The sequence below is a fragment of the uncultured Flavobacterium sp. genome (assembly GCF_937967675.1).
In the GTDB taxonomy this organism is placed as follows: Bacteria; Bacteroidota; Bacteroidia; order Flavobacteriales; family Flavobacteriaceae; genus Flavobacterium.
In genome coordinates this window covers 1-24,324 of sequence record NZ_CALBSN010000078.1, presented here as the reverse complement: position 1 = coordinate 24,324, position 24,324 = coordinate 1, and the positions used below count along the sequence as shown (strand labels likewise).

Annotated in this window: 26 protein-coding genes; 15 read left to right on the top strand and 11 right to left on the bottom strand. The window is 33.3% G+C overall.

What is annotated here, in order from left to right; genetic code table 11:
- Positions 1-45: 45 nt before the first annotated feature.
- The 3 genes from Q0075_RS05640 to Q0075_RS05630 all read right to left on the bottom strand — a co-directional run bounded on the left by Q0075_RS05640 (position 46) and on the right by Q0075_RS05630 (position 2,066).
- Positions 46-711, bottom strand: coding sequence for an aspartate kinase (locus Q0075_RS05640; RefSeq protein ID WP_297868662.1), 666 nt, complete (start codon positions 709-711; stop codon positions 46-48).
- 61 nt (positions 712-772) lie between these two features.
- Positions 773-1,132, bottom strand: coding sequence for a YraN family protein (locus Q0075_RS05635; protein ID WP_297868661.1), 360 nt, complete (start codon positions 1,130-1,132; stop codon positions 773-775).
- Positions 1,133-1,169: 37 nt separating this feature from the next.
- Entirely contained in the window at positions 1,170-2,066 is an 897-nt protein-coding gene (locus Q0075_RS05630) for an LD-carboxypeptidase (RefSeq protein WP_297868660.1), read from the bottom strand.
- A 155-nt stretch (positions 2,067-2,221) separates the two neighbouring features.
- Between Q0075_RS05630 and metG the strand changes: the two genes are divergently transcribed.
- From metG to Q0075_RS05610, 4 genes are all read left to right on the top strand, one after another.
- Complete coding sequence (gene metG / locus Q0075_RS05625) at positions 2,222-4,279, top strand: methionine--tRNA ligase (protein WP_297868659.1); 2,058 nt, start codon at positions 2,222-2,224, stop codon at positions 4,277-4,279.
- A gap of 70 nt (positions 4,280-4,349) precedes the next feature.
- On the top strand, positions 4,350-5,036 hold the full coding sequence (locus Q0075_RS05620) for an HAD family hydrolase (RefSeq protein WP_291110392.1): 687 nt from the start codon (positions 4,350-4,352) through the stop codon (positions 5,034-5,036).
- Positions 5,033-5,656, top strand: coding sequence for a chloramphenicol acetyltransferase (locus Q0075_RS05615; RefSeq protein ID WP_297868658.1), 624 nt, complete (start codon positions 5,033-5,035; stop codon positions 5,654-5,656). The genes Q0075_RS05620 and Q0075_RS05615 overlap by 4 nt, the downstream gene beginning before the upstream one ends.
- A complete protein-coding gene (locus Q0075_RS05610) occupies positions 5,657-6,559 on the top strand; it encodes a histone deacetylase (RefSeq protein WP_297868657.1) in 903 nt (300 codons plus the stop codon).
- 35 nt (positions 6,560-6,594) lie between these two features.
- Here the strand turns inward: Q0075_RS05610 and Q0075_RS05605 are convergent, their stop codons facing one another.
- From Q0075_RS05605 to Q0075_RS05590, 4 genes are all read right to left on the bottom strand, one after another.
- The gene (locus Q0075_RS05605) at positions 6,595-7,032 is read right to left on the bottom strand and encodes an HRDC domain-containing protein (protein ID WP_297868656.1); all 438 of its coding nucleotides are present in this window, start codon (positions 7,030-7,032) and stop codon (positions 6,595-6,597) included.
- 7 nt (positions 7,033-7,039) lie between these two features.
- A complete protein-coding gene (ssb, locus tag Q0075_RS05600) occupies positions 7,040-7,363 on the bottom strand; it encodes a single-stranded DNA-binding protein (protein WP_297868655.1) in 324 nt (107 codons plus the stop codon).
- 119 nt (positions 7,364-7,482) lie between these two features.
- Entirely contained in the window at positions 7,483-7,803 is a 321-nt protein-coding gene (gene ssb / locus Q0075_RS05595; RefSeq protein ID WP_291110382.1) for a single-stranded DNA-binding protein, read from the bottom strand.
- Between the two features lie 76 nt (positions 7,804-7,879).
- Positions 7,880-8,248, bottom strand: a complete 369-nt coding sequence (locus Q0075_RS05590) for a four helix bundle protein (RefSeq protein ID WP_297868654.1) — start codon at positions 8,246-8,248, stop codon at positions 7,880-7,882.
- Positions 8,249-8,438: 190 nt separating this feature from the next.
- Between Q0075_RS05590 and Q0075_RS05585 the strand changes: the two genes are divergently transcribed.
- From Q0075_RS05585 to Q0075_RS05565, 5 genes are read left to right on the top strand one after another with little or no spacing between them, the layout of a single operon-like run.
- Positions 8,439-8,936, top strand: coding sequence for a DUF6265 family protein (locus tag Q0075_RS05585; protein WP_297868653.1), 498 nt, complete (start codon positions 8,439-8,441; stop codon positions 8,934-8,936).
- A 3-nt stretch (positions 8,937-8,939) separates the two neighbouring features.
- The gene (locus Q0075_RS05580; protein ID WP_133608856.1) at positions 8,940-9,290 is read left to right on the top strand and encodes a hypothetical protein; all 351 of its coding nucleotides are present in this window, start codon (positions 8,940-8,942) and stop codon (positions 9,288-9,290) included.
- A gap of 8 nt (positions 9,291-9,298) precedes the next feature.
- Complete coding sequence (locus tag Q0075_RS05575; RefSeq protein ID WP_297868652.1) at positions 9,299-9,760, top strand: hypothetical protein; 462 nt, start codon at positions 9,299-9,301, stop codon at positions 9,758-9,760.
- A complete protein-coding gene (locus tag Q0075_RS05570) occupies positions 9,751-10,587 on the top strand; it encodes an SDR family oxidoreductase (RefSeq protein WP_297868651.1) in 837 nt (278 codons plus the stop codon). Before Q0075_RS05575 ends, Q0075_RS05570 begins: the two co-directional genes overlap by 10 nt.
- Positions 10,588-10,589: 2 nt before the next feature.
- The gene (locus tag Q0075_RS05565; protein WP_297868650.1) at positions 10,590-11,513 is read left to right on the top strand and encodes an EamA family transporter; all 924 of its coding nucleotides are present in this window, start codon (positions 10,590-10,592) and stop codon (positions 11,511-11,513) included.
- A gap of 302 nt (positions 11,514-11,815) precedes the next feature.
- Here the strand turns inward: Q0075_RS05565 and Q0075_RS05560 are convergent, their stop codons facing one another.
- Positions 11,816-13,885, bottom strand: a complete 2,070-nt coding sequence (locus Q0075_RS05560; protein ID WP_297868649.1) for a M13 family metallopeptidase — start codon at positions 13,883-13,885, stop codon at positions 11,816-11,818.
- A gap of 2 nt (positions 13,886-13,887) precedes the next feature.
- On the bottom strand, positions 13,888-17,280 hold the full coding sequence (locus Q0075_RS05555; RefSeq protein WP_297868648.1) for a T9SS type A sorting domain-containing protein: 3,393 nt from the start codon (positions 17,278-17,280) through the stop codon (positions 13,888-13,890).
- A gap of 132 nt (positions 17,281-17,412) precedes the next feature.
- On the opposite strand from Q0075_RS05555, the gene Q0075_RS05550 reads away from it, so the two are divergent.
- The 5 genes from Q0075_RS05550 to Q0075_RS05530 all read left to right on the top strand — a co-directional run bounded on the left by Q0075_RS05550 (position 17,413) and on the right by Q0075_RS05530 (position 21,542).
- Complete coding sequence (locus Q0075_RS05550) at positions 17,413-18,108, top strand: SCO family protein (protein ID WP_297868647.1); 696 nt, start codon at positions 17,413-17,415, stop codon at positions 18,106-18,108.
- A gap of 97 nt (positions 18,109-18,205) precedes the next feature.
- Positions 18,206-18,433 carry a FeoA family protein gene (locus Q0075_RS05545; protein ID WP_297868646.1) on the top strand — a complete coding sequence of 76 codons (228 nt, stop codon included), beginning with the start codon at positions 18,206-18,208 and terminating at the stop codon, positions 18,431-18,433.
- Positions 18,434-18,438: 5 nt separating this feature from the next.
- On the top strand, positions 18,439-20,541 hold the full coding sequence (gene feoB, locus Q0075_RS05540; protein WP_297868645.1) for a ferrous iron transport protein B: 2,103 nt from the start codon (positions 18,439-18,441) through the stop codon (positions 20,539-20,541).
- 38 nt (positions 20,542-20,579) lie between these two features.
- A complete protein-coding gene (locus Q0075_RS05535; protein WP_297868644.1) occupies positions 20,580-21,410 on the top strand; it encodes a hypothetical protein in 831 nt (276 codons plus the stop codon).
- A gap of 3 nt (positions 21,411-21,413) precedes the next feature.
- Positions 21,414-21,542, top strand: coding sequence for a FeoB-associated Cys-rich membrane protein (locus Q0075_RS05530; protein ID WP_150111888.1), 129 nt, complete (start codon positions 21,414-21,416; stop codon positions 21,540-21,542).
- Here the strand turns inward: Q0075_RS05530 and Q0075_RS05525 are convergent.
- Positions 21,539-22,357, bottom strand: a complete 819-nt coding sequence (locus tag Q0075_RS05525; RefSeq protein WP_297868643.1) for a ZIP family metal transporter — start codon at positions 22,355-22,357, stop codon at positions 21,539-21,541. The genes Q0075_RS05530 and Q0075_RS05525 overlap by 4 nt on opposite strands.
- A gap of 2 nt (positions 22,358-22,359) precedes the next feature.
- Positions 22,360-23,007 carry a metal-dependent transcriptional regulator gene (locus Q0075_RS05520; RefSeq protein ID WP_297868642.1) on the bottom strand — a complete coding sequence of 216 codons (648 nt, stop codon included), beginning with the start codon at positions 23,005-23,007 and terminating at the stop codon, positions 22,360-22,362.
- Between the two features lie 110 nt (positions 23,008-23,117).
- Here Q0075_RS05520 and Q0075_RS05515 point away from each other — a divergent pair, with 110 nt between their 5' ends.
- On the top strand, positions 23,118-24,257 hold the full coding sequence (locus Q0075_RS05515) for a lycopene cyclase family protein (RefSeq protein ID WP_297868641.1): 1,140 nt from the start codon (positions 23,118-23,120) through the stop codon (positions 24,255-24,257).
- Positions 24,258-24,324 lie beyond the last annotated feature (67 nt).

Sequence of the window (24,324 nt, the reverse complement as noted above, 5' to 3'; positions counted from 1 at the left end):
AAATACATTTATTTTTTGATGTGAAAAAAAATAGGAGGTTTTTTATTAATCAAAGACATTTTTTAAGTTTTTTATCACCTTGAATGCAATATCAATTTGATCATCACTAACTATTATGGTAAATTCATTTGTTGTTGAAATTACTTCATGAATAATAATTCCTTCCCATGCTAATCTTTGAAAAATGTAATAATAAACGCCAGGAGTCGAAATGTTTTCTTGAGGTAATTTAACCGTAATGGAAGAAAGATTTTCTATTTTATGCGTTAGTTTTTCGTGTTTGAAAATCGTTTCTATTAATTCTTCAACCGATGCACTTATCACAATATTCGTCTCATTTACACCACGAGATGAGGTGTAAAAAATATCTTGATATTTATTAATCTCTGAAATTAATTTAGCTTGATTATCTAGAAGCGTATCTGAAATAACATACGTAAAATCAGTTAATGAAGAACGAACGGTTATTTCACCAATATTTTTTAAAACTTTTGAAATTTTATAGTTGATTTTGAAGTCCAATTCTTCAGAAAGTCTTTTTAATGACATTACAACTGCACCTTGCTTGACATCTTTACCTAAATGTGCTTCTAATTCTGGCATCATTATACGAGCTAGTGAAGTTAAATTAATAATTCCTTGCGAAAGTGAACTTAGTAAAAAAGGCTTCGATTTAATGTATTGCTCTACTACTGAGGATATCGTTTTCATATTACTTGTTGTTTATTTGGCTCAAAGATAAAATAAAAAACAAATTGTTATAAATTTAACATTAAAAATAATAAAACGCTTCTTCAATATGTTCTATAACAAATTCTGTGTTTTCTTTATGAATAGCCACGATATCAAATCGAACTTCAACATCCAAGTCATTTTGAGTAACATACTCATTTATAGCTTTTACTAATAACTGTATTTTCTTAGGTTTTACAAAATCTTGAGGCAAACCAAAATCTAGACTCGAACGCGTTTTAACTTCTACAACAGCTAAAATTCCATTTTTTTGGGCAATAATATCAATTTCGGCTTTATCAAAAACCCAATTCGTTTCTAAGATTTCGTAGCCGTTTTTTTCTAAGAAATCAACTGCTAATTCTTCTCCTTTTTTTCCTAAATCGTTATGTTCTGCCATCTTTTCAAATATTCAGTTTTCAGATTTTAGTGCTCAGTTATTTGAAAGACAAAATCACTTCTTTTTCATTCACTTCAAAATCTACTTGTTTTCCTAAAACCAGAGTTCGATTGTCTTTTTGATGTCCCGCTGGAAATTCGAAAACGATTGGAATATTGTATTCCTTAGCAATTGCAGTAATAATTTGCACTTCGTTTTGTCCGAATGGAATTTCGTTATCGTGCATATCAGACATGCTTCCCACAATAATTCCTTTTACATTTTCGAAATAACCATTGCGTTTTAAGTTGTACATCATTCTATCGATGTGGTACAAATATTCATCCAAATCTTCAATAAAAAGAATTTTTCCTTTGGTATCAATCGAAGATTTTGAACCCAATAAACTATATAAAATTGAAATATTTCCGCCCACTAATTCGCCAGAAGCTTTTCCTTTTATATCATACGATTTTGATGGAATTGTATATGAAATAGCTTCTCCAAAAAGCGCTTTTCGCAAGGTTTCTTTCACTTCTTCTGGAGCTTTTGGAACCGTAAATGGCATAATTGAATGCAATGTAGCCACGCGTTCCACGTTCAATTGACTGTGTAAAACCGTTACATCAGAAAATCCCATAATCCATTTGGGATGCTTTTTGAATTTGGTAAAATCTAATGAATCGATAATTCGAACGGTTCCATAACCGCCACGAGCACACCAAATCGCTTTGACATTCTCATCATCCAACATTTCTTGAAAATCGGCAATTCTTTCGGCATCAGTTCCGCCCAGTTGGCAACTATCTAAACCTATGGTTCTGCCTAATTTGGCTTTTAATCCCCAAGATGCTAATAATTCAATAGCGGGTTTTGCATCTTCTGGAAAAAATTTACGAGCCGTACAAACAATAGCAACTGTGTCGCCTTTTTTTAGATAAGGTGGAATTTTCATTTTCTTTTGCGAATGAGAAAAGTTTGAAATTAAAATAAGTACTAAAATAAATCTATACATCGTCAGATTTTATTAACTCAAAAGTAAACAAAATCCAATTAAAATTCGGGATTTCATCACTAATCGATTATTTTTGCAACAAATTTTATGATGATATGTTAGAAAATCCGAAAAGATATACGATTACTGCGGCTTTACCTTATACGAATGGTCCTATTCACATTGGACATTTAGCAGGTGTTTATGTTCCTTCTGATATTTATGCAAGATATTTGCGTTTGCAAGGAAAAGATGTGGCTTTCATTTGCGGAAGCGACGAGCACGGTGTAGCGATTTCAATGAAAGCAAAAAAAGAAGGCATTACGCCGCAACAAGTAATTGATAAATACGACGGAATTATTCGCAAATCGTTTTTAGATTTCGGAATTTCTTTTGATAATTATTCGAGAACTTCTGCTGAGATTCATCATAAAACAGCTTCGGAATTTTTTAAAAAATTATACGATAACGGAGATTTCATTGAAGAAACTACCGAACAATTATACGATGCAAAAGCTGACCAATTTTTAGCCGATCGTTTCGTGACGGGAACTTGTCCAAAGTGCGACAATCCTGAAGCTTATGGCGATCAATGTGAAAAATGTGGTTCGACTTTAAACGCAACCGATTTAATTAATCCAAAATCAACTATTACAGGCGAAACGCCGATTTTAAAATCAACAAAACACTGGTTTTTACCTTTAAATCGCTACGAATCGTTCTTAAAAGAATGGGTTTTGGAAGGTCATAAAAACGATTGGAAACCGAATGTTTACGGACAAGTAAAATCATGGGTTGATGGTGGTTTAGAACCAAGAGCGGTAACACGTGATTTGGATTGGGGAATTGATGTCCCGGTTGAAGGCGCGGAAGGAAAAAAATTATATGTTTGGTTTGATGCGCCAATTGGTTATATTTCATCTACCAAAGAATGGGCAGCTCGCGAAGGAAAAGATTGGGAACCGTATTGGAAAGATGCCGATACGAAATTGGTTCACTTCATTGGAAAAGACAATATCGTTTTCCATTGTATTATTTTTCCAGCGATGTTAAAAGCAGAAGGAAGTTATATTTTACCTGATAATGTTCCGGCAAATGAATTTTTAAATTTAGAAGGAAACAAATTATCAACTTCTAAAAACTGGGCCGTTTGGTTGCACGAATATTTACAAGATTTTCCAGAAAAACAAGATGCGTTGCGTTATGCTTTAACAGCAAATGCACCAGAAACTAAAGATAACGACTTTACTTGGAAAGATTTTCAAGCAAGAAATAATAATGAATTAGCTGCGATTTTTGGAAATTTCATCAACCGTGTGGTGGTTTTAACCAATAAATATTACAACGGAATTGTTCCAGCTCCAAACGAATTTTCAGAAGTTGACGAACAAACATTAGCTGAATTAAAAGCTTATCCAGCCGTAATTTCAAGTTCTATTGAACGTTATAGATTCAGAGAGGCGTTAGGCGAATTAATGAACGTAGCTCGTTTAGGAAACAAATATTTAGCAGATGAAGAACCTTGGAAAATGGTAAAAGAAAATCCAGCAAGAGTGCAAACGCAAATGTATGTGGCATTGCAAATTGCTTCAGCTTTAGCAGTTTTATCGGAACCATTTTTACCTTTTACAGCAAAAAAATTATCAAATATTTTAAAAATCGATGCTTTAGGTTGGAATGATGTAACGACTAATACTGATTTGTTACCAGCAGGACATCAAATTGGTCAAGCCGAAATTTTGTTTGCCCAAATTGAAGATGCCGAAATCCAAAAACAATTAGACAAATTAGAAGCAACTAAAACTGCCAATAAAGTGGAAAACGCAAAAGCTGAACCGCAAAAAGACATCATCACTTTCGAAGATTTCGCTAAAGTAGATTTACGAATTGGAACCATCATCGAAGCTGAAAAAATGCCAAAAGCCAATAAACTTTTAGTGTTAAAAGTAGATACAGGAATTGATGTAAGAACCATCGTTTCTGGAATTGCTGAGCATTTTACACCAGAAGAAGTAATTGGAAAACGCGTAACCGTTTTAGTCAACTTGGCGCCAAGAGCTTTACGTGGTGTAGAAAGTGAAGGTATGTTGTTATTAACAAATAATGCAGAAGGTAAATTAGTTTTCGTAAATCCAGATGCAGAAGGCGTGATTAATGGTGCAATGATATCTTAAAAATAACCGCAGATTCGCAGATTAAAAAAACTTAAAAAAATCTGTGAATCTGCGGTAAAAAACAACAACTATGACTCCAAAAATAATCGCTTTCGACGCAGATGACACTTTATGGCACAACGAACCTTATTTCGATGAGGCGCAAGAACGCTTTTGTGTGTTGTTTCAAGATTATGCCTCGAGTCAAGAAATTTTGGGATTGATTTTGAATCATCAGGTGAAAAATTTGCCTTTGTATGGTTTCGGAATTAAAGCGTTTACCTTGTCGATGATTGAAACCGCCTTGCAATTGACAAATCATCAAATTTCAGGAAAAGGAATTGAGCAAATTTTAGCCATTGGAAAAGATTTATTGCAAAAACCTGTCGAATTGTTACCCAACGTTGAATCCGTTTTGGAACAATTGAAAGGAAAATATAAATTGGTTGTTGCCACAAAAGGCGATTTAAAAGACCAACATCGTAAATTACACGATTCAGGAATTGGTGCTTACTTTCATCATATTGAAGTAATGAGCGACAAAGCCGAATTAGATTACGAAAAAATGCTAGGTCGTTTGGATTGCAAAGCCGAAGATTTTCTAATGATTGGAAACTCGTTAAAATCGGATGTTTTACCCGTTTTAAATATTGGCGGACATGCGATACACATTCCGTATCATACGACTTGGGAATACGAAAAAATTGATTTCGAAATCAAGCACGAAAATTTCAAATCATTTGCAAACATTACCGAAATCTTAGCTTTATTAAAATGAAACAAAAAATAGACACATCTTCTTGGAATCGAAAAGAACATTTTGAATTTTTCAATACTTTCGAAGAGCCCTTTTTTGGTATTACCACATCAATCGATATGACTATTGCTTACGAAAAAGCGAAAGCCATGAAAATTCCGTTTTTTGTTTACTATTTACACAAAACGATTGCTGCCGTTAACCAAGTAGAAAATTTCAGATACCGAATTGAAGAAAACGAAGTAGTGCTTTATGACGAAATTGACGCTTCATCTACCATCATGCGGGAAGATAAAACGTTTGGTTTTTCGTTTATGAAGTTTCATTCTGACATTCACGAATTTGCCAAAATCGTACAAACTGAAATTGAAAGAATTCAAATTACACCAGGACTTTTTACCAGAGAATTTCCTGAAAATATCATTCACTTTTCTGCTGTTCCTTGGATTAATTTCACAGGGTTAACACACTCTAGAAAATATACTTTAAAAGATAGTTGCCCGAAAGTTTCGTATGGAAAATTAATGCTCGAAAATGGTAAAAAAACCATGGCAATGACCGTTTTAGCACATCATAGCCTAGTTGATGGTTACCACATGGGTTTATTTGTAGATGAATTGCAAAAATTAATGAACTCATAGATGTTTCCGATTGCGTTTCACTCTATTTTTAAACATCCATTACCTGAAGGACATCGTTTCCCGATGTTGAAATACGAATTATTACCACAACAATTACTACACGAAGGTATTGCTTTAAAAACCGATTTCTTTGAACCTGAAATTATCCCGATTGAAACTGTTTTAAGGATTCATACAAAAGAATATGTTTCCGATTTGCTGAATTTAACTTTAGATCCTAAAGCAGCACGAAAAATTGGTTTTCCGCTTTCTAAAGAACTTGTAGAACGAGAATTGCGAATTGCCCAAGGAACGATTTTAGGTTCCGAAAAAGCCTTTGAAACCAAAGTTGCCTTCAACATCGCTGGCGGAACGCATCATGCTTATTCAAATCACGGGGAAGCTTTTTGTTTATTGAATGACCAAGCCATTGCTGCTCAATATTTGTTAGATAAAAAACTAGCAAAAAAAATCTTAATCATCGATTTAGACGTGCATCAAGGGAATGGAACGGCAGAAATTTTTCAAAATAACGATAATGTCTTTACCTTTTCCACTCATGGAAAATCGAATTATCCGTTTAAAAAAGAAACTTCTGACTTAGACATTGCTTTTGAAGACAATACTTCTGATGAGGATTTTTTAAAAACCATTTCCGAAATCATTCCTAAACTAATAGAGCAACAAAAACCCGATTTCATTTTCTATTTGGCCGGAGTTGATATTTTAGCTTCTGATAAATTAGGAAAATTAGGTTGCTCTATCGATGGTTGTAAAAAAAGAGATGCCATTGTGTTCCAAAATTGTGAGCGTTACCAAATTCCAGTTCAAGTGAGCATGGGTGGCGGTTATTCTCCTGAAATCAAAACGATTATTGAAGCACATGCGAATACCTATCGAGTAGCGAAAGACATTTTGTTTTAAATAAAAAACCACCAACTTTCGCTGGTGGTCTTTTCTCAAACGGCATTTAAAATTGCTAAAATATCTTCTCCGAATCGCTCCGATTTTTGTTTTCCGAAACCTTTGATTTGTTGTAATTCATCTAAGTTGCTTGGCTTGTACATGGCTAAATCGATTAATTCTGAATTGTGACAAATCATATACTTTTTCAGTTTCAAAGCTTCTGATTTTTCGTTTCTCCATTGATTCAAATAACCGTAAACTTGTTTGTCTTTCGGATTTAAATCTTCGTACGATTTGCGTTCCAATCGCTCTGGTTTTTCTTGTTCTTCTGATTCATAATGAACAATCACCGACCAATGCGCATCATCACTTTCCACAAATTGCGTACTCGATTTTTTAAACGTAACCGAATTCAAAAAAGCATTGAATTGTTGTTGGTCGTACTCCAAAAATGCGTTATCCAAACGGATTGAAAATACTCTAACTTGCATAACATCTTTATTTACCGATTAACAAAATTTCATTCGCAATTACTTCTGTAACATAGCGTTTGTTTCCGTCTTTGTCGTCGTAACTTCTGTGGGTTAACTTACCTTCAATTCCGATTTCTTTTCCTTTGGTTACAAATCGTTCGATAATGTCGGCTGTTTTTCCCCAAGCGGTTACTCGATGCCATTGCGTTTGTTCTACTTTGTCACCGTTTTCACGATAATACACTTCGTTTGTAGCGATGCTGATGTTTGCTATTCTTTTTCCTCCTTCAAGGTTTTTAATTTCTGGTTCTTGACCAACGTGTCCGATTAATTGTACTGAGTTTTTCATGGCGTATAAAATTTAAATATTTGTGTTATTTGATTTTTTGGAACACAGATTTATGAAATTGGAATAATTTAAAAAATCTATGTGTTGAACTTGATTTTTGAATTTGTTCTTGAACTTGACTATTTGCTTAGTAAAACCAATTCATTCGCAACCACTTCTGTGATGTAACGTTTGTTTCCGTCTTTGTCGTCGTAACTTCTGTGAGTTAGTTTTCCTTCGATGGCAACATGACTTCCTTTGGTTAATAATTTTTCGATGATATCTACTGTTTTTCCCCAAGCGGAAACGCGGTGCCATTCGGTTTGTTCTACTTTTTCTCCTTTGGCGTTCGTGTAACTTTCATTTGTAGCAATTGTGAAGTTAGCTACTCGTCCAGATTCTAAGTTTTTGATTTCTGGTTCTTGACCTACATGTCCGATTAATTGTACTCTGTTTTTCATGGCGTGTAATATTTAATGTTAATAATTATGTTACTTTTTAGTCGCAGTCGCAGTGTTCAGTCACAGGTATTTAATTTTATAATTTACAACCAAATCTTGTTGGATTTAAAATCATATAATTAATTAATTTACCAATTTCTTCGGATTTTACAACCATATCAATATGCTGTTCCTTTGATAAATAATTACATTCTAAAGCAAAATCTAACCAAACTGAAGTTTCAGAATTTTCTCCGTCTGAATCAGTAAGCTTACTTATAAAATGATTTATATATCTTCTCTTTCTGTAAGCTTCTGCAATATTGGCACATACACTTCTTGATGATCTTCTAACTTGATCTGTTAATGCGTATTTTTCATCTTTTGGAAATGAATCAGATACTTTTTTAATTTCCGTAGCTAATGAAAAAGCTTTTTGATAGGCTAATAATTTTTTGAAATCCATTCTTATTAATTTTCTGAAAACTGTGACTGAACACCGTGACTAATATTTCGTTCATTTCGACAGTGCAAAGATGTGGCAAGAAAAAAACGTTATTCGGTAATTAGCTATTTAATTTCGGTTGTAAATATTTGTAAGCGTTTGTAAATGGAAACTATTTTTGTATATTCGCTTAAACTATAAGACTTTACAGATGAAAAAATCTCTCTTTCAAAAAAGTATTTATTTTTTACTTTTTATTTGTTCGTTTAGTGCATTTGCACAAAACAATTTGAATTACAACGATGAAAAAGGGTCACCAAAAGCCACTTTACAAGATGTAAAATGGATTGTGGGCAATTGGACAGGCGAAGCTTTAGGCGGCATTTGTCAAGAAACGTGGAGCGAACCGATTGGAAATTCGATGATGTTTAGTTTTAAATTAGTTGTTGATGGAAAAGTTGCTTTTTATGAATTGGGACACATTATTGAAAAAGACAAAACCCTTTTGTTACAACTAAAACACTTTGACGGCGAATTGAAAGGTTGGGAAAAAGCGGAAGTAAGTGAGAATTTCAGACTGGTAAAAGTTACTCCAACCCATGTGTATTTTGACAAATTTACGTTTGAAAAAATTTCGGATAACGAAATCAATATTTACGTGGTTTTTGAAGATAGTGGAAAAGAAATGAAGTTTAATTTTAAAAAGTAAACCATGAGTAAAACCTGTTTAGAATGTGGCGATAAAATCATAGGTCGCGAAGACAAAAAGTTTTGTTCGGATGGCTGCCGCAATGCGTACAACAACAAAATGAACAAAGATCAGAACAATCTGATGCGCAACATTAATAACAAATTGCGTAAAAACTACCGCATTTTGTGTGAACTCAACCCAGAAGAGAAAGGAAAAACCACCAAAACCAAATTGCTAAGTAAAGGTTTCGATTTTGAGTTTTTTACCAGCATGTTACAAACCAAAACCGGCAACACCTATTTCTTTTTGTACGACCAAGGTTATCGCGCTTTGGAAGATGATTTTTATATGTTGGTGAAGAAAGATAGTTAAGAAAATAGATGAAAGAAGAAAGAGAAAAGAAAAGTTATTCAACTTTTTTGAAAGAAAATAAAGGGAAGATTATGTTAGCCATAACAATCATCTTTATTTCCCTAACTATGATTTATTCAAATATTAACGAAAAAGAATATTATAAAAAGATTAATGATTTTCAAGGTAAAACCGTTGGAAAAGTTTACAGTATAAGACTTGGAAAGAGTAGTTATTTAAAATATTATTTTCATGATAATGACAAAAAATATTATTCAGAAGCAAGATATTCAGAATATACATTTGACAATTTTGGAAAATATTATCGTGTGATTTTTAATGAAAAAAATCCAAGTGAAAGCCACATTTATTTAACCAAAGAAATCCAACCAGATTCAATCGCTTTAACTAAAGCTGGCTTTAAATATGTTATTTATTACGATTACGATATTCCAACAAATACCTACATAAAAAAACACAAATGGGAATAAAAATCTCCATCCTCGGCTGCGGTTGGCTGGGTTTACCTTTAGCCAAATCATTGCTTTCAAAAGGTTACAAAGTAAAAGGTTCAACGACTTCGGAAAGTAAATTAGACCTATTGAAAAATGCTGGGATTTCGCCTTTCCAAATTCAACTGGAAGAAAACCAAATCATTGGAACTATTGAAGATTTTCTAAAAGAAACTGATGTTTTAGTGATTGATATTCCACCCGGATTGAGAAGAGAAACTTCGGCTTCAAACGAAATGATATTTGTAAGTAAAATCAAAAATCTAATTCCATATATCGAAAAATCAGAGATTCAGAAAGTTGTTTTTGTGAGTTCGACTTCGGTTTATGGTGATGGTTTTCCAATTGTTGAAATTAGGGAAGAAACAAAACCAAATCCTGACACCGAAAGCGGAAAACAATTAGCAATTACAGAAACTCTTTTGCAATCAAATTCACATTTTAAAACTACTGTAATACGTTTTGGTGGTTTGCTTGGTTATGATCGTCATCCTATAAAATTTTTGGCAGGCAGAACGAATGTTGAAAATCCAGATGCACCAGTGAATATGATTCAAAGAGAAGATTGTATTGGAATTATAGAAAAGGCTCTCGACTTCGCTCGAGATGACAATTGGGAATGGAATCAAACCTTCAATGCTGTCGCACCTCAGCATCCAACACGCAAAGTATATTATCACAAAAAAGCTGAAATATTCAATTTACCATTGCCTACCTTTGCCAAAAATTCGGAATCGAAAGGTAAAATTATTTCTAGTAAAAAAGTGGAAACTATTTTGGGTTATTCGTTCCAAAAAGAAATTTAGTAATGGCGTATTTTAGCGTATTTCACAATTACATCCAACAAAAGAAAAATGCGATTGGCTTGCCGATTTTAGCATTAATTTGGATTAGTTTTTTTTGGGGAACCACTTGGATTGCTTCCAAAGAAGGTGTCAAACACATGCCTCCGATGCAATTGGTTGCGTTGCGTCAACTCTTTGGTGGATTGTTGTATTTGCTATATTTCTTAATCAAAAAACATCCTTGGCCAAACAAACGACAATGGCGCACTATTTTGGTTCTGAGTGTCTTGAATTTCATGCTGAGTAACGGTTTGAGTACCTGGGGCGTGAAATACATTTCGAGTGGTTTGGGTGCGATTATTGGTTCGATATTTCCGCTTTGGATTGTAATCATCAGTTTGTTTCGCGGACAAAAAACATCTTGGAAAGCGGTTGTTGGTTTGATTGTCGCTTTTGGCGGAATTTGCGTTATTTTCTACGATTACCTCAACGATTTCTTACGCCCTGAATTCCGTTTTGGTATTTTACTTTCGGTAATTGCGACGTTTACTTGGGCGTTGTCTTCGATTTATATCAAAGAAAATAAGACGAATTTCAATCCGTATTTTAGTTTGGGATTGCAAATGTTGATTTCGAGTATTGTGATTTCGAGCGTGATTGGATTTAATGGGACTTCGGTTCCGTTAAGTGAAATTCCAGTAATTTCTTGGTGGTCGATTGGTTATTTGGTGGTTTTTGGTTCGGTGTTGACGTTTATTGCTTTTATTTATGCGTTGGAAAATCTACCAACAGAAATCAGTAGTTTATACGCTTACATCAATCCAATGGTGGCGTTATTTTTTGGCTATTTATTGTTTAATGAGCCTTTAACCACTGCAATTATCATTGGCGGAACGATAACGATTATTGGACTTTATTTAGTGAATCGTGCGATTAAGAAAAAATAGTTTTTAGCCACAGATTAAAAGATTTTCACAGATTGTAATCATTTTAATCCTTCACTATTTATCAAACAAAAAACTACTTAAAAGAAACTCTATTGTCATTTTGAACTCATTTCAAAATCTCTATAAAGAGAAGCTGAAATTAATTCAGCTTGACAGAACTTACCTTTACATAGTCTTAAAAAAAACCACATAGAAACATAGATTTAAAACTTAAGGTGTTTCACTTTTTTTAGAAAAGATAGCTTTTGTGAACTATAACGAACTCCTAAAAAAATTCTATGATTCTATGTGGTTAAATAATATTACCAAATTTTAACTCTTTTTTCTGGTTTCAAATACATTCCGTTATTTGGTTGAATGTTGAACGCTTTATAGAACGCTTCCACATTTTGTAACGGCACATAAGCACGATACATTCCTGGTGAATGCGAATCGGTTTTTACTTGGTTTTTGATAGCTTCATCACGCATTTTGCTTCTCCAAATGGTTGCCCAAGAAATAAAGAAACGTTGTTCTGGTGTAAATCCGTCGATTAAATCAGGCTTTCCGTTTGCTTTCAAATAGATTTGTAATCCATCATAAGCGGCGTTAACTCCACCTAAATCTCCAATGTTTTCACCTAAAGTGAATTTTCCATCCACAAAAATTCCTGGTAATGGTTCTAAAGCTGAATATTGATCTGCTAAAGCACTTCCTAACGTTGTGAATTGTTTTAAATCTTCATCACTCCACCAGTTTACTAAGTTTCCATCCGCATTATATCTTGAACCTGAATCGTCAAATCCGTGTGAAATTTCGTGACCAATTACGGCTCCAATTCCACCATAATTTACTGCTTCATCTGCTCTGTAATCGTAGAATGGTGGTTGTAAAATCGCAGCTGGGAATACAATCTCGTTATTTGTTGGGCTGAAATAAGCGTTAACAGTTTGTGGCGACATTCCCCATTCTTCTTTGTCAACAGGTTTCCCCATTTTTTCAATATTTTTCTTGTGACTCCATCTCGCGTACATTTTTGAATTTTCAAAATACGTTCCGCCTTGTTCTGGTGACTTTACTTCAAGAGCTGAATAATCTTTCCATTTATCAGGATATCCAATTTTTACTCGGAATTTATTCAACTTGATTTTTGCATTTTCCTTAGTCGCTTTTGTCATCCAAGGTAAATTATCAATTCGGTTATTGAAAGCTTGCATTACGTTTGCAATCATATCTTGCGCTTTTGCTTTTGCTTCTGGCGGGAATTTTTTTGCAACATATAATTTTCCTAACGCTTCACCTAATCTTCCATTAACGGTTGCTAAAGCTCTTTCTTCAGCTGGACGTTGTTTTACAGCTCCAGTTAACGTTTTTCCGTAAAAATCAAAATTCGCATTTTCGATATCGGTTGATAACAAACCTGCTGAACCTCTTAAAGCTGTCCAACGCATGTAGGCTTTCCAATCTTCAATTTGGTTATCTTTTAAAATAGTTTCGACTGTTTGTAAATATTTTGGTTGTGAAACAACTAACGAATCTACTTTTCCAATTCCAACACTTAGGAAATACGTATCCCATTTTACGGTTGGCGCTAATTTTTGTAAATCAGCAAAACTCATTGGATTATAGGTGTTTCTTCTATCTCTTCTTTGAACACGGTCTAACGTAGCGGTTGACATTTTAGTCTCTAAAGCTAAAATTTTCTTCGCATTCGTATTAGCTGTAGCTTCAGATTCACCTAAATATTGTAACATTCTGGTGACGTGAGCCACGTATTTTTCACGTTTTTCTTTGTTGTCTGGCGCATCGGAAACGTAGTAATCTCTATCTGGTAAACCAAGACTTCCGGTTCCTACATAAATTACGTTTTTGTTACTGTTTTTAGCATCGGCGCCAATGTAACTTCCGAAGAAACCTAATCCCATTTCGGGTTCCATTTTGGCTAATAAAGCTACTAATTGATCAGCATTTTGAACGCTATTAATTTTCGTTAAATAAGGTTTTAACGGGTCGATTCCGGCTTTGTTTCTACTTACCGTATCTAAAACTGTTTTGTATAAATTTATTGCTTTTGCTTGATCAGAATTTGGATTGATAGTTTTGTCTTTGATAGCTTCTTTTAAGATGGCCATTACATCGTCATCGGTGTTTTTACGAAGTTCGTCAAAACTTCCCCAACGCGTTCTGTCGGCTGGAATTTCGGTTTTATCTAACCAAGTTCCATTTACATAACGATTGAAATCATCTGCAGGATTTACGGTTTTATCCATATAACCTACGTTAATACCTACAGTTTCTTTTTTAGCTGCTACTTCTTGTGATGATTTACAAGAAGATAAGGTGATTGATAAAAAAAGGAAGCCAAGACTTCCTTTTAAAATGTGTTTATTCATAGTTATTCTTTAATAATTCTTTTAACTGTTGATTGGTTATTCGCTGAAATTTTTACGAAATAAATTCCTTGCGCAACTGGAGATAAATCTAAAACAACTTCTGAATTTGAAACGGTAAAATCTTTTCTTGACCAAACTATTTTTCCAGTTACATCATAAACGTCTATTGTTGAAGGCTCTATTGTTCCTAATGCAATATTGAATATTCCTTTTGAAGGGTTTGGATACAATACAATATTTTGTAATTCAAAATTCTGATTGGAAAGTGTTCCTGTAATAACAAAATTATCAATATTTACCCCTAACTGATTCGCAGATTCATCAGAATGGAAAACAATTCTAAAAATAACATTAGTTTGACTATTTAGTGCATTTAATGGATACGTATAAGTCTTAAGTGTAGTATCTGTTCCCGTCCACTGAGCTCCTGGGCAATTATAACAATCATTTCCAGCTGTTGCTTCAGTTCTATTACTGTTATACCATGTTGGTCCTTGTTCTCCTAAAACTGTCCAATTAGCTCCAAAGTCAGTAGAATATTCTACATAAACAACATCCCAATTGGCTTCTAAATCAAACTTCATGTCAAAACTAATAGTCGGATTTACAACATTTGATAAATTATAACATTGCGATACAATGTATGATTTAGTCAAATCAGGATAATTGCCTAATAAATTAGTTGTGTACACTGTATTTCCAGCAGAGTCCATAGTTCCTCCCGTTCTTATTCCTCTAACCCATTGCGAAGTAGTACCGCCTTCGTTATAAGAAATTAAAGCGTCGGATGTGTTTGTAAAAGGATTTATAATTCCCACAGAACCCGTATCATTTACATAAAATTGTGTTAATCCTGAATTATTATCTGGATACGCATCATTTGTAATTGTAGTTGTAACATTCATAGAATGAACCCCTCTTGTTAATGTTGCAGTAGGTAAATCAATAATTGTTGTAGCGCTAGGAGCTATTAAACCATTCCAAACATAATTATATGGTGTTGTGTCTATCAAATAATTAATAGTAACTGAACTAACAGAATTTGTTCCATTATTTTTAACTTCAACTTGAGGCATAATACTAGAACCACAACTGATATTAATTCCAGGATTTTGAATACTTACAAATTTTAAATCATTAGCAGGAACTTGCACAGGAATATTTGTTTGCCATACCCCTCTTCCATAAGTTGCTGCAATTAATTTTGCGTCTTCTAAATTGATTTCTAAATCGGTTACTGAAACATTTGGTAAATTAGTATCAAAAGGAGACCAAGATGACATAGTATCATCACGATAATAAACTCCCAAAGCCGTTCCTACGTACAATGGATTATCTGTATTTCTACCTTGGTGTACAATACAGTTTTTACCGATAAATGGTAATCCAGTTGAAAAATCAGTAAAAGAAACGCCACCATCTGTTGATTTTAAAACTTTTCCTGAAGCACCTTCTGTAACTAAATAAACGATATTGCTATCTGTAGAATGAACTTCAATAAAGGTAATGTTGCCATTAACCGAATTGAATACATTTGTAAAATTCACTCCTCTATTAGTACTCTTGTAAAGTTTAACGCCATTTGCTACATACATAATATCATCATTTGAAGGATCAACGGCAATTTCATCTAAGTTTCCAGTGCCTAATCCATCAACATTTTGTTGTACCCAAGCACTTCCTGTCAACTTGTATAGTCCTGCAAATCCCGAAAACAATTCACCAGAATTATTCGCTATTAAAGGTGTAACCCAGTTCCCATTTGCTCCACCTGGAGAAGAAACTGAACTACTTATTGCATTCCCTGCTGAATTACTAATATATAAACTATTCCCATTTTGGATGAACCCATAATATTGATTTGGATTGGTAGGATTAATTGCTGTATCCATTCCATCAGCTCCATAATAATTTTTCCATTGACTTCCACTGTAGGCATGACCTCCATTATCTTGTAAACCTCCTACCATGTTAGCAGATGTTTGCTTAGCTACAGCAATTTTATAAAACTGACTTATTTGAACACCTGCTGTTAAATCTGTAAAATTTGTCCCATTGTTTTCAGAAACATAGATTCCTCCATCGGTTCCAGCAAATAATTTATTGCCATGAAATCCTAAATAATGAATATCTGCATGGGTATAAGAAGGCCCTGTTGGATTACTCCAACTATTTAATTTTGAAAATGTACTACCTCCTGTAGTAGACTTCCAAACGTTAAGACAGCCCGTATAGATTTCATCTGCATTAGTTGGAGATACAGCTAAAGCCAAATCATACCATGCTTGGTTAGATTCTAATATATCTGGCGTTCCAAATGCTCTAGAAAATGAAACTCCTTCGTTCGTTGATTTGTATATTCCATTTAATGTGTTACTTGTATTAACACTTAAAGCATAAACAAGATTACTATTTGCCGGAGTTACATCTATAATTATTCTGCTAGTTGTAGCAATTGTAGAAACTGTGACAGCAGTAAAAGTTGAACCAGTATCTACTGATCTAAAAAAACTATTTTCTGAAGATGCATAAACTTTTGTAGGATCCCCTGGTTTTAATCTAATATTACCTTGAGAAAAATCACCTGCTTGTACTTGAGTCCAAGATATTCCTGCATTAGTAGTTTTGTAAATCCCATTACTTGTAGCACACCAAAGTATTTGATTATTTGTAGGATGAATTATTATATCTCCAGCTCTTGATGGATTTGAACCTCCCATTGTTCCAGTAGGATTCCAAGTTAGACCACCATCTGTTGATTTATAAACCCCAACACAATAAGAATCGCCTGCATCTTTATCTCCTGTTGCAATATAAATTGTATTAGAATCGGAATAATCAACTGCAATACCTGAAACTCCTATTTGTGGTAAATCATCTGTAAGAGGAGTCCAATTAGTTCCGTTATTAGTAGATTTCCAAATGCCACCTGCTGGGGCTCCTAAATAAATAACACTAGGATTAGATGGGTCTACATGTACAATATTTACACGCCCTTGACCTGAAGACCAAGATCCTGTATTTGTATGTGTAAATGGACCTACAGGTTGCCAATCACTTGAAGGAAGTGACCTATTTGTTATTGTTCTATTTGATTTACTTTGATTTTTTTGACGCCATGCATTCCAAAAATCATCAGATGATTGAATATATCCGCTTTCATTTGCGAAATTTCTCCAATAGTATTCCGATCTCATAAAAGGTTTATAACCTGAGCCTTTGGCATTTTTATCTCTTGTTAACCAATAAGTATTGAAAGCCGTAACCATTTCTTCAATACTCACTTTTTCGCTCTTTGCTTTGTTTATGTTAGCCATCCAAGGGGCAGAGGAATTAAATTGTGAAAATCCTAAAAAGGAACACAAAATACTAACAATCAAGTAATTTTTAATCATTATTTCTGTAGTTTTAATGGTATAATTCTACAAATATAACCAAGATAATCAACATTTTATAATTTTAACAAATGTCTAGTCGCGTTTTAACAAAACCTATATGATTTATGATTAATTTTGCAAAAAAAATATATGCTTGATTTTCTAGCTCCTTACAAAAAGTTTTTTATCATTTTTGGAATACTTTCTATCATTATATATTTCGGGATATACAACTTATTATCTCCAGAAAAAATGCTTCCCATATATTCGCCAAGAGATATTAATCCAGAATTAGTAGATTCAACAGTGCAACATATTGGCAACGATCATAAAATTGCGGATTTTGCTTTTACCAATCAAAATGGTAAAGTAATTACACAAAAAGACTACGAAAATACTGTTTATGTAGCCGATTTCTTTTTTACAACTTGCCCAACAATTTGTCCAAAAATGACCGACAACATGGTTTGGTTACAAAATCAATTGAAGAATAATCCAGAAGTAAAACTATTGTCTTTCTCTGTTACGCCTGATATCGATACGCCTGAAGTTTTAAAAAAATATGCCATCGAAAAAGGTGTTGATAATTCGCGTTGGAATTTGGTTACTGGAAATAAAAAAGATATTTATTATCTAGCCCGAAAATCCTATTTAGCTGTAAAAACGGGTAAGCCAGAAGAATTGTATGACATGGTGCATACCGAAAATTTTATTTTAGTTGATAAAAACAAAAGAATTCGCGGATTTTACGATGGCACTAATTTAGACCAACCCACGAATGACCCCAAAACAAAGAACATGAAACAACTTTTAGAAGATATTTTTTGGCTTTGTGAAAACCAATAAATTTATTTTTACAAATAATTTACTAAAGTTGACAATTATCAGTTTTAGTCCGATTATAATTTTTACTTTTGTATTTTAATTCAATCTAAATAAGGAAATGGAAATTTGTTCTTCTGAACTTAAAATTGGAGAAGTTGCCGAAATAACCTCCATCAATCTAGATGAAATCCCACTAAAGCTATTAGAAATGGGATGTTTACCTGGAAATTCCATTACTTTAATTCAAGTTGCGCCTTTAGGTGATCCTTTGTATTTTAACGTAAATGATTCACACGTAGCCATTCGATTAGAAACGGCTAAAGAAATCACGGTTACCAAAATGTAATTCTCATGAGTAAAAATCCTATCAAAGTTGCTTTAATTGGAAATCCAAATGTGGGCAAAACATCGGTTTTTAATGAATTAACAGGATTGAATCAACAAGTGGGGAATTACCCAGGAATTACCGTTGAAAAAAAACAAGGCGTTTGTAAATTAAACGAAACCATAAAGGCAAAAATCATCGATTTACCCGGTACTTACAGCTTAAATGCTAGTTCGATTGATGAAAATGTGGTGATTGAATTATTACTCAACAAAAACGACGAAGATTTTCCAGATGTTGCCGTTGTGGTGACCGAAGTGGAAAACTTAAAACGAAATTTACTCCTTTTTACCCAAATTAAAGATTTAGAAATTCCGACCATTTTAGTAATTAACATGGCGGATAGAATGAAATTGAAAGGAATTGAATTGGATATTCCTGTTTTAGAAAAAGAACTAAAAACGAAGATTGCTTTAATTAGTTCCCGTAAAAAAATTGGTATTAATTATTTGAAAGATTTAATTCTAAATTATAATACTCTTTCCACGGAACCTTGTTTGAATGCGTCTTCTATTGATCCAGATTATTTCAATAATTTAAGAAGAGCGTTTCCAAATCAATTGCTGTACAAACTTTGGTTGGTAATTACGCAAGATGTGAATTTCTTAAATTTAGACCGAAACGAAATCAAAAGTTCGTTTACCAAATCGCATTCCGATTTAAAAAAATTACAACAGAAGGAAACTATAAAGCGTTATCAGTTTATAAATGACACGCTAAAATTAGGTCAAAAAATAGACGTTTCGAAAGCAACAGATATTCGTGCAAAAATTGACCGAGTTCTAACGCATAAAATTTTTGGTTATGTAATTTTCTTTGGAATTTTAATGTTAATTTTCCAATTTTTATTTGATTGGAGTAGCATTCCGATGGATTTTATTGATGAAACGTTTGCCAATTTAAGTTCGCTTGCCAAGCATCATCTTCCAGCAGGAGAATTTACCAATTTAATCAGTGAAGGATTGATTCCAGGAATTGGTGGAATTGTAATTTTCATTCCACAAATTGCCTTTTTATTCTTATTCATTTCCGTATTAGAAGAAAGCGGTTACATGAGTCGCGTAGTGTTTTTGATGGATAAAATCATGCGAAAATTTGGGTTGTCTGGAAAAAGTATTGTGCCTTTAATCTCAGGAACAGCTTGTGCTATTCCAGCCATTATGAGTGCAAGAAATATCGAAAATTGGAAAGAACGATTAATTACGATTTTAGTCACGCCTTTCACCACTTGTTCGGCGAGATTACCAGTTTATGCAATTTTAATTTCCTTAATTATTCCTGAAAAAAGAATCTTCGGATTTTTAAGTTTACAAGGTTTAACCTTAATGGCGTTGTATTTGATAGGTTTTGGAATGGCGGTTTTTTCGGCTTTCTTACTTAATAAATATTTAAAGCTAAGCTGCAAATCCTATTTTGTTGTGGAAATGCCAAGTTATAAAATTCCGATGTTTAAAAATGTTGGAATCAATGTGTTAGAAAAAACAAAAGCATTTGTAACTGGTGCGGGAAAAATCATTTTGGCCTTATCCGTAATTTTATGGTATTTGGGTTCCCATGGTTTAAGTGATGATTTTAATAACGCTGAAAAAATTATTACCCAACAAAATCAAAACAAAACTATCTCAACCGAAGAATTTGAAGACCAAATAAACTCTTTCAAATTAGAGAATTCATACATTGGGTACATGGGAAAAGCTATCGAACCAGCCATTCGTCCTTTAGGTTACGATTGGAAAATTGGAGTTGCTGTGGTGAGTTCGTTTGCTGCTCGTGAAGTTTTCGTGGGAACTTTAGCCACCATTTACAGCGTAGGGAGTCATAGCGAAGAAGAAACAACCATTAAAAACCGAATGGCAGCCGAAGTTCATCCTGAAACCGGGAAAAAAGTATTCAATTTTGCTACTGGAATTTCATTGTTGTTATTTTATGCTTTCGCCATGCAGTGTATTTCTACTTTAGCGATTGTGAAAAAAGAAACCAATTCGTGGAAATGGTCGATAATTCAGTTGGTTTTCATGAGTGGATTTGCTTACATAACTTCTCTGATTGCTTATCAATTCTTGAAATAAAAGGCATAATTTTTGATTGTCTTCAAAAAACAAAATTGATGAAAAAAACATTATTTGTTCTGATTACTATTTTAACATTAAATAGTTCATTCTCTCAGAAAATCGACAAGTCTAAAAGCGAATTAAAATCGGGAAATTCTTCTCGTTCTTCAAGTTCAAGTAGCAGCTCCTCAAGTTCTGGTTCTTCTAGAAGTTCTTCTTCAAATGATTTTGGACTAGCAGGTTTGCTTGTAGAAGGATTTTTATATGTGAGTTTTTATTCCACTATTGGCGATTATAGAAGCGAAAATCATTTGTATAATTCACTTTCTAAATATCCTTATTTCGATGGCGAATCAGGAAATTTTCAAAAAGAAAACGACAGTATTCAATATGGAAATATAATGCGATTTGATGTTGAAAACCATTTTTTGTACAGCAACAACAATATATTTGGAAATCATCTAAAAGCAAAATTTAGACCATTTCAATATTTTTATGTACAAGCTGATTACCGAGAACTGTTGGAAAAAAATGTATTTACAAATCGTTTTTCAAACCTATCATTGTTTCAATTTAACGTGGCTTATGATAGGATTCGATTTAAGAAATTCAATTTAGGTTGGACACTTGGCGCTACTTACGTTGGTAATGATGTACAAAAAGCAGGTTTCTCCTATGGTTTGCATACTGATATTTTTGCAATAAAAAACATCAGTTTTAATAGTGCGATGATGTGGAGTAGCATAAATGGTTTGCCTGTAAATTCGTTTGAAATCAGAGGAAAATATCATAAAAAGAATTATTTTTTCTCGTTAGGATATGAGTACTTAAAAATTGCTTCACCAAATTATAATTTTGTAACTTTAGGAACTGGAATATATTTTTAAAATATGGATATACAACAAATTTTAGTCTATGCTTCACTAGCGGTTGCAGTAGGCTTTTTAGTAAAAAAATTCTTTTGGAAAAAACGCACCAAGAAATCAAAACCTTGTGGCGACGATTGTGCCTGTCATTAACCCAAAGCTACGTCTAAAGTCATCATTACTATAAATCCGCCGATAAATCCCAAAGTGGCAATATCGGTGTTTTTATCCTGTTGTGTTTCTGGAATAACTTCTTCCACTACCACAAAAATCATGGCACCGGCTGCAAAAGCTAAAGCATAAGGTAATATTGGAGTAAAAAAAGTAACCGCAACTGCTCCTAAAACTCCAAAAATAGGTTCTACTAAAGCCGACGATTGACCGTACATAAAGCTTTTTCTTCTGCTCATTCCCATTCTTCGTAACGGCATAGAAACCGCAATTCCTTCAGGGAAATTCTGAATTCCAATTCCAATAGCCAAAGTAACTGCTCCAGCAATCGATGCTTCTGGAATTCCTGCTGCCACTCCACCAAATAAAACCCCAACTGCTAAACCTTCTGGAATATTATGCAACGTAATGGCTAAAACCAATAGCGTTGTACGTTGCCATGGCGATTTAATTCCTTCTGTTTCTTTGAAGTTAATGTGCATATGTGGCAACACTTTATCCAATCCGAAAATAAATAAAGCTCCCAAAGCGAATCCAAAAGCTGGTGGAAATACTTTTACAAAACCTTCTCCATGACTCATTTCGATAGCAGGCGCTAATAAACTCCAAAAACTTGCTGCCACCATAACGCCTCCTGTAAAACCAAGCATTCCATCTAACACTACACGATTCATATTCTTAAAAAAGAACACAAATGAAGCACCGAATGCCGTTAAACCCCAAGTAAAAGTAGTGGCTAAAAATGCCGCCAAAATAGGGTCAATACTCTCAAAAAAATGGATAATTGAATCAAACATACTTATTGAACATATAAATTATTAGCAATTTTATTTGAAATAGTTAAGCGTTTTCCATCGATTTCCACGGTTAACGTATCATCAAAATCTTCTTTGTCGATTATTTTTACAACCGAACCTAATGCTATTTTTTGCTTATCTAAAAATTTTAAAAAATCGGTAGAAGAATCTTTCACGCCAACACAATGAAAAGATGAATTAATTTCTGCTTCTGATAACAATTGTTTTTCGATTTTCTTAATCACACCTTTCGCATCTGGAATTGGGTCGCCATGTGGGTCAGCTACTGGAAATCCTAAAAAAGCATCCAATTTATTAATCAATTGTTCCGATTTTATGTGTTCTAATTCTTCGGCAATTTCGTGCACTTCATCCCAAGAAAAACCTAATTTATCTACCAAAAAAACTTCCCACAAACGGTGTTTTCTTACAATCATTTTAGCTGAATGCAAACCTTTTTCTGTTAAAGTAACGCCTTGGTATTTTTGATAACTTACCAAATCTTTATCCGAAAGTTTCTTCATCATATCAGTAACCGATGACGCTTTGGTATCGAGCATACCAGCAATAGCATTTGTGTTAACGCCTTTTGGAGAAACCAACGACAAATGATAAATAACTTTAATATAGTTTTCTTCCGAAATGGTCATAAACATTTTAATTTGACAAATATACAAAGTTTTTAAATACCAAAATATTTTTTTAGACAAGACTAAAAAACGATTTGAAACTATTACAACAAATTATTTATCTTTGAAAAATGCAACATTATCATTACATCTTCACAGGTTCAGGATTATCCGCTTTAATGACCGTTTACGAAATGCTTTTATCTGAAAAGTTTGATGATAAATCAATTTTATTAATTGATGAAAATACCAAAAAAGTAAACGATAGAACGTGGTGCTTTTGGGATGAAAATAATTTATTTGATGAAATCGTTTCAAAAAAATGGAATCAAGCGATTTTTGCGAATGAGAAATTTAATCGCGTTTTAGAATTGACGCCTTATCAATACAAAAAAATTAATGGTTTAGATTTTTACGAATTGGTTTTCAAAAAGATTTCAGAAAATAAAAACATTCATTTTCTGAATCAAAAAGTGGTCGATTTTTCTGAATTAGGGAATCATTGTGTTGTAAAAACAGAACAAGAAACCTTCACTTGTAACAAAATTTTTAATTCGATTTACAATCCGGAAGTTGTTACAGCGCAAACAAAATTCCCATTAATTCAGCAACATTTTATTGGTTGGTTTATCAAATGTAAAGAAGCTGTTTTTACACCCAATTGTGCTACTTTCATGGATTTTTCGGTGAAACAAAAAGGCAATACGCGTTTTATGTATGTTTTACCAACTTCTTCAACTGAAGCGTTGTTAGAATATACTTTGTTCTCAAAAAACTTACTTTCTAAAGAGGAATACGAAGCTGAAATACATAAATACATTGAAAATCTCGGAATAACCGAATACGAAATCATAGAAAAAGAACAAGGCAATATCCCGATGACGTGTTATCCTTTCTGGAAACACAATACAAAGAACATCATCAATATTGGTTCAGCTGGCGGTTGGACGAAAGCAAGTACAGGTTATACTTTTAAAAATGCTTCCAAAAAATCAAAAGCTCTAGTTCAATTTCTAAAATCCGAATCCGATTTTACTAAATTTCACAGAAAAGATAAATTTTGGTTCTATGATTTGTTATTGTTAGATATTTTAGGTTCTAAAAACGAATTGGGTTCTAAAATATTTTCATCCATGTTTAAAGAAGGGGATTCGAGAGTGATTTTCAAATTTTTAGATGAAGAGACTTCGTTTTCAGAAGATTTACAAGTCATTTGGAGATGTCCTAAAATGATTTTTGTGGAAGCATTGTTTGGGAGAATCTTCAAATAAGAGCAAACTATAAAATCATAACAAATCTTTATGAATTGGCATTCTGTAACAAGCAAAAAACTTTGTA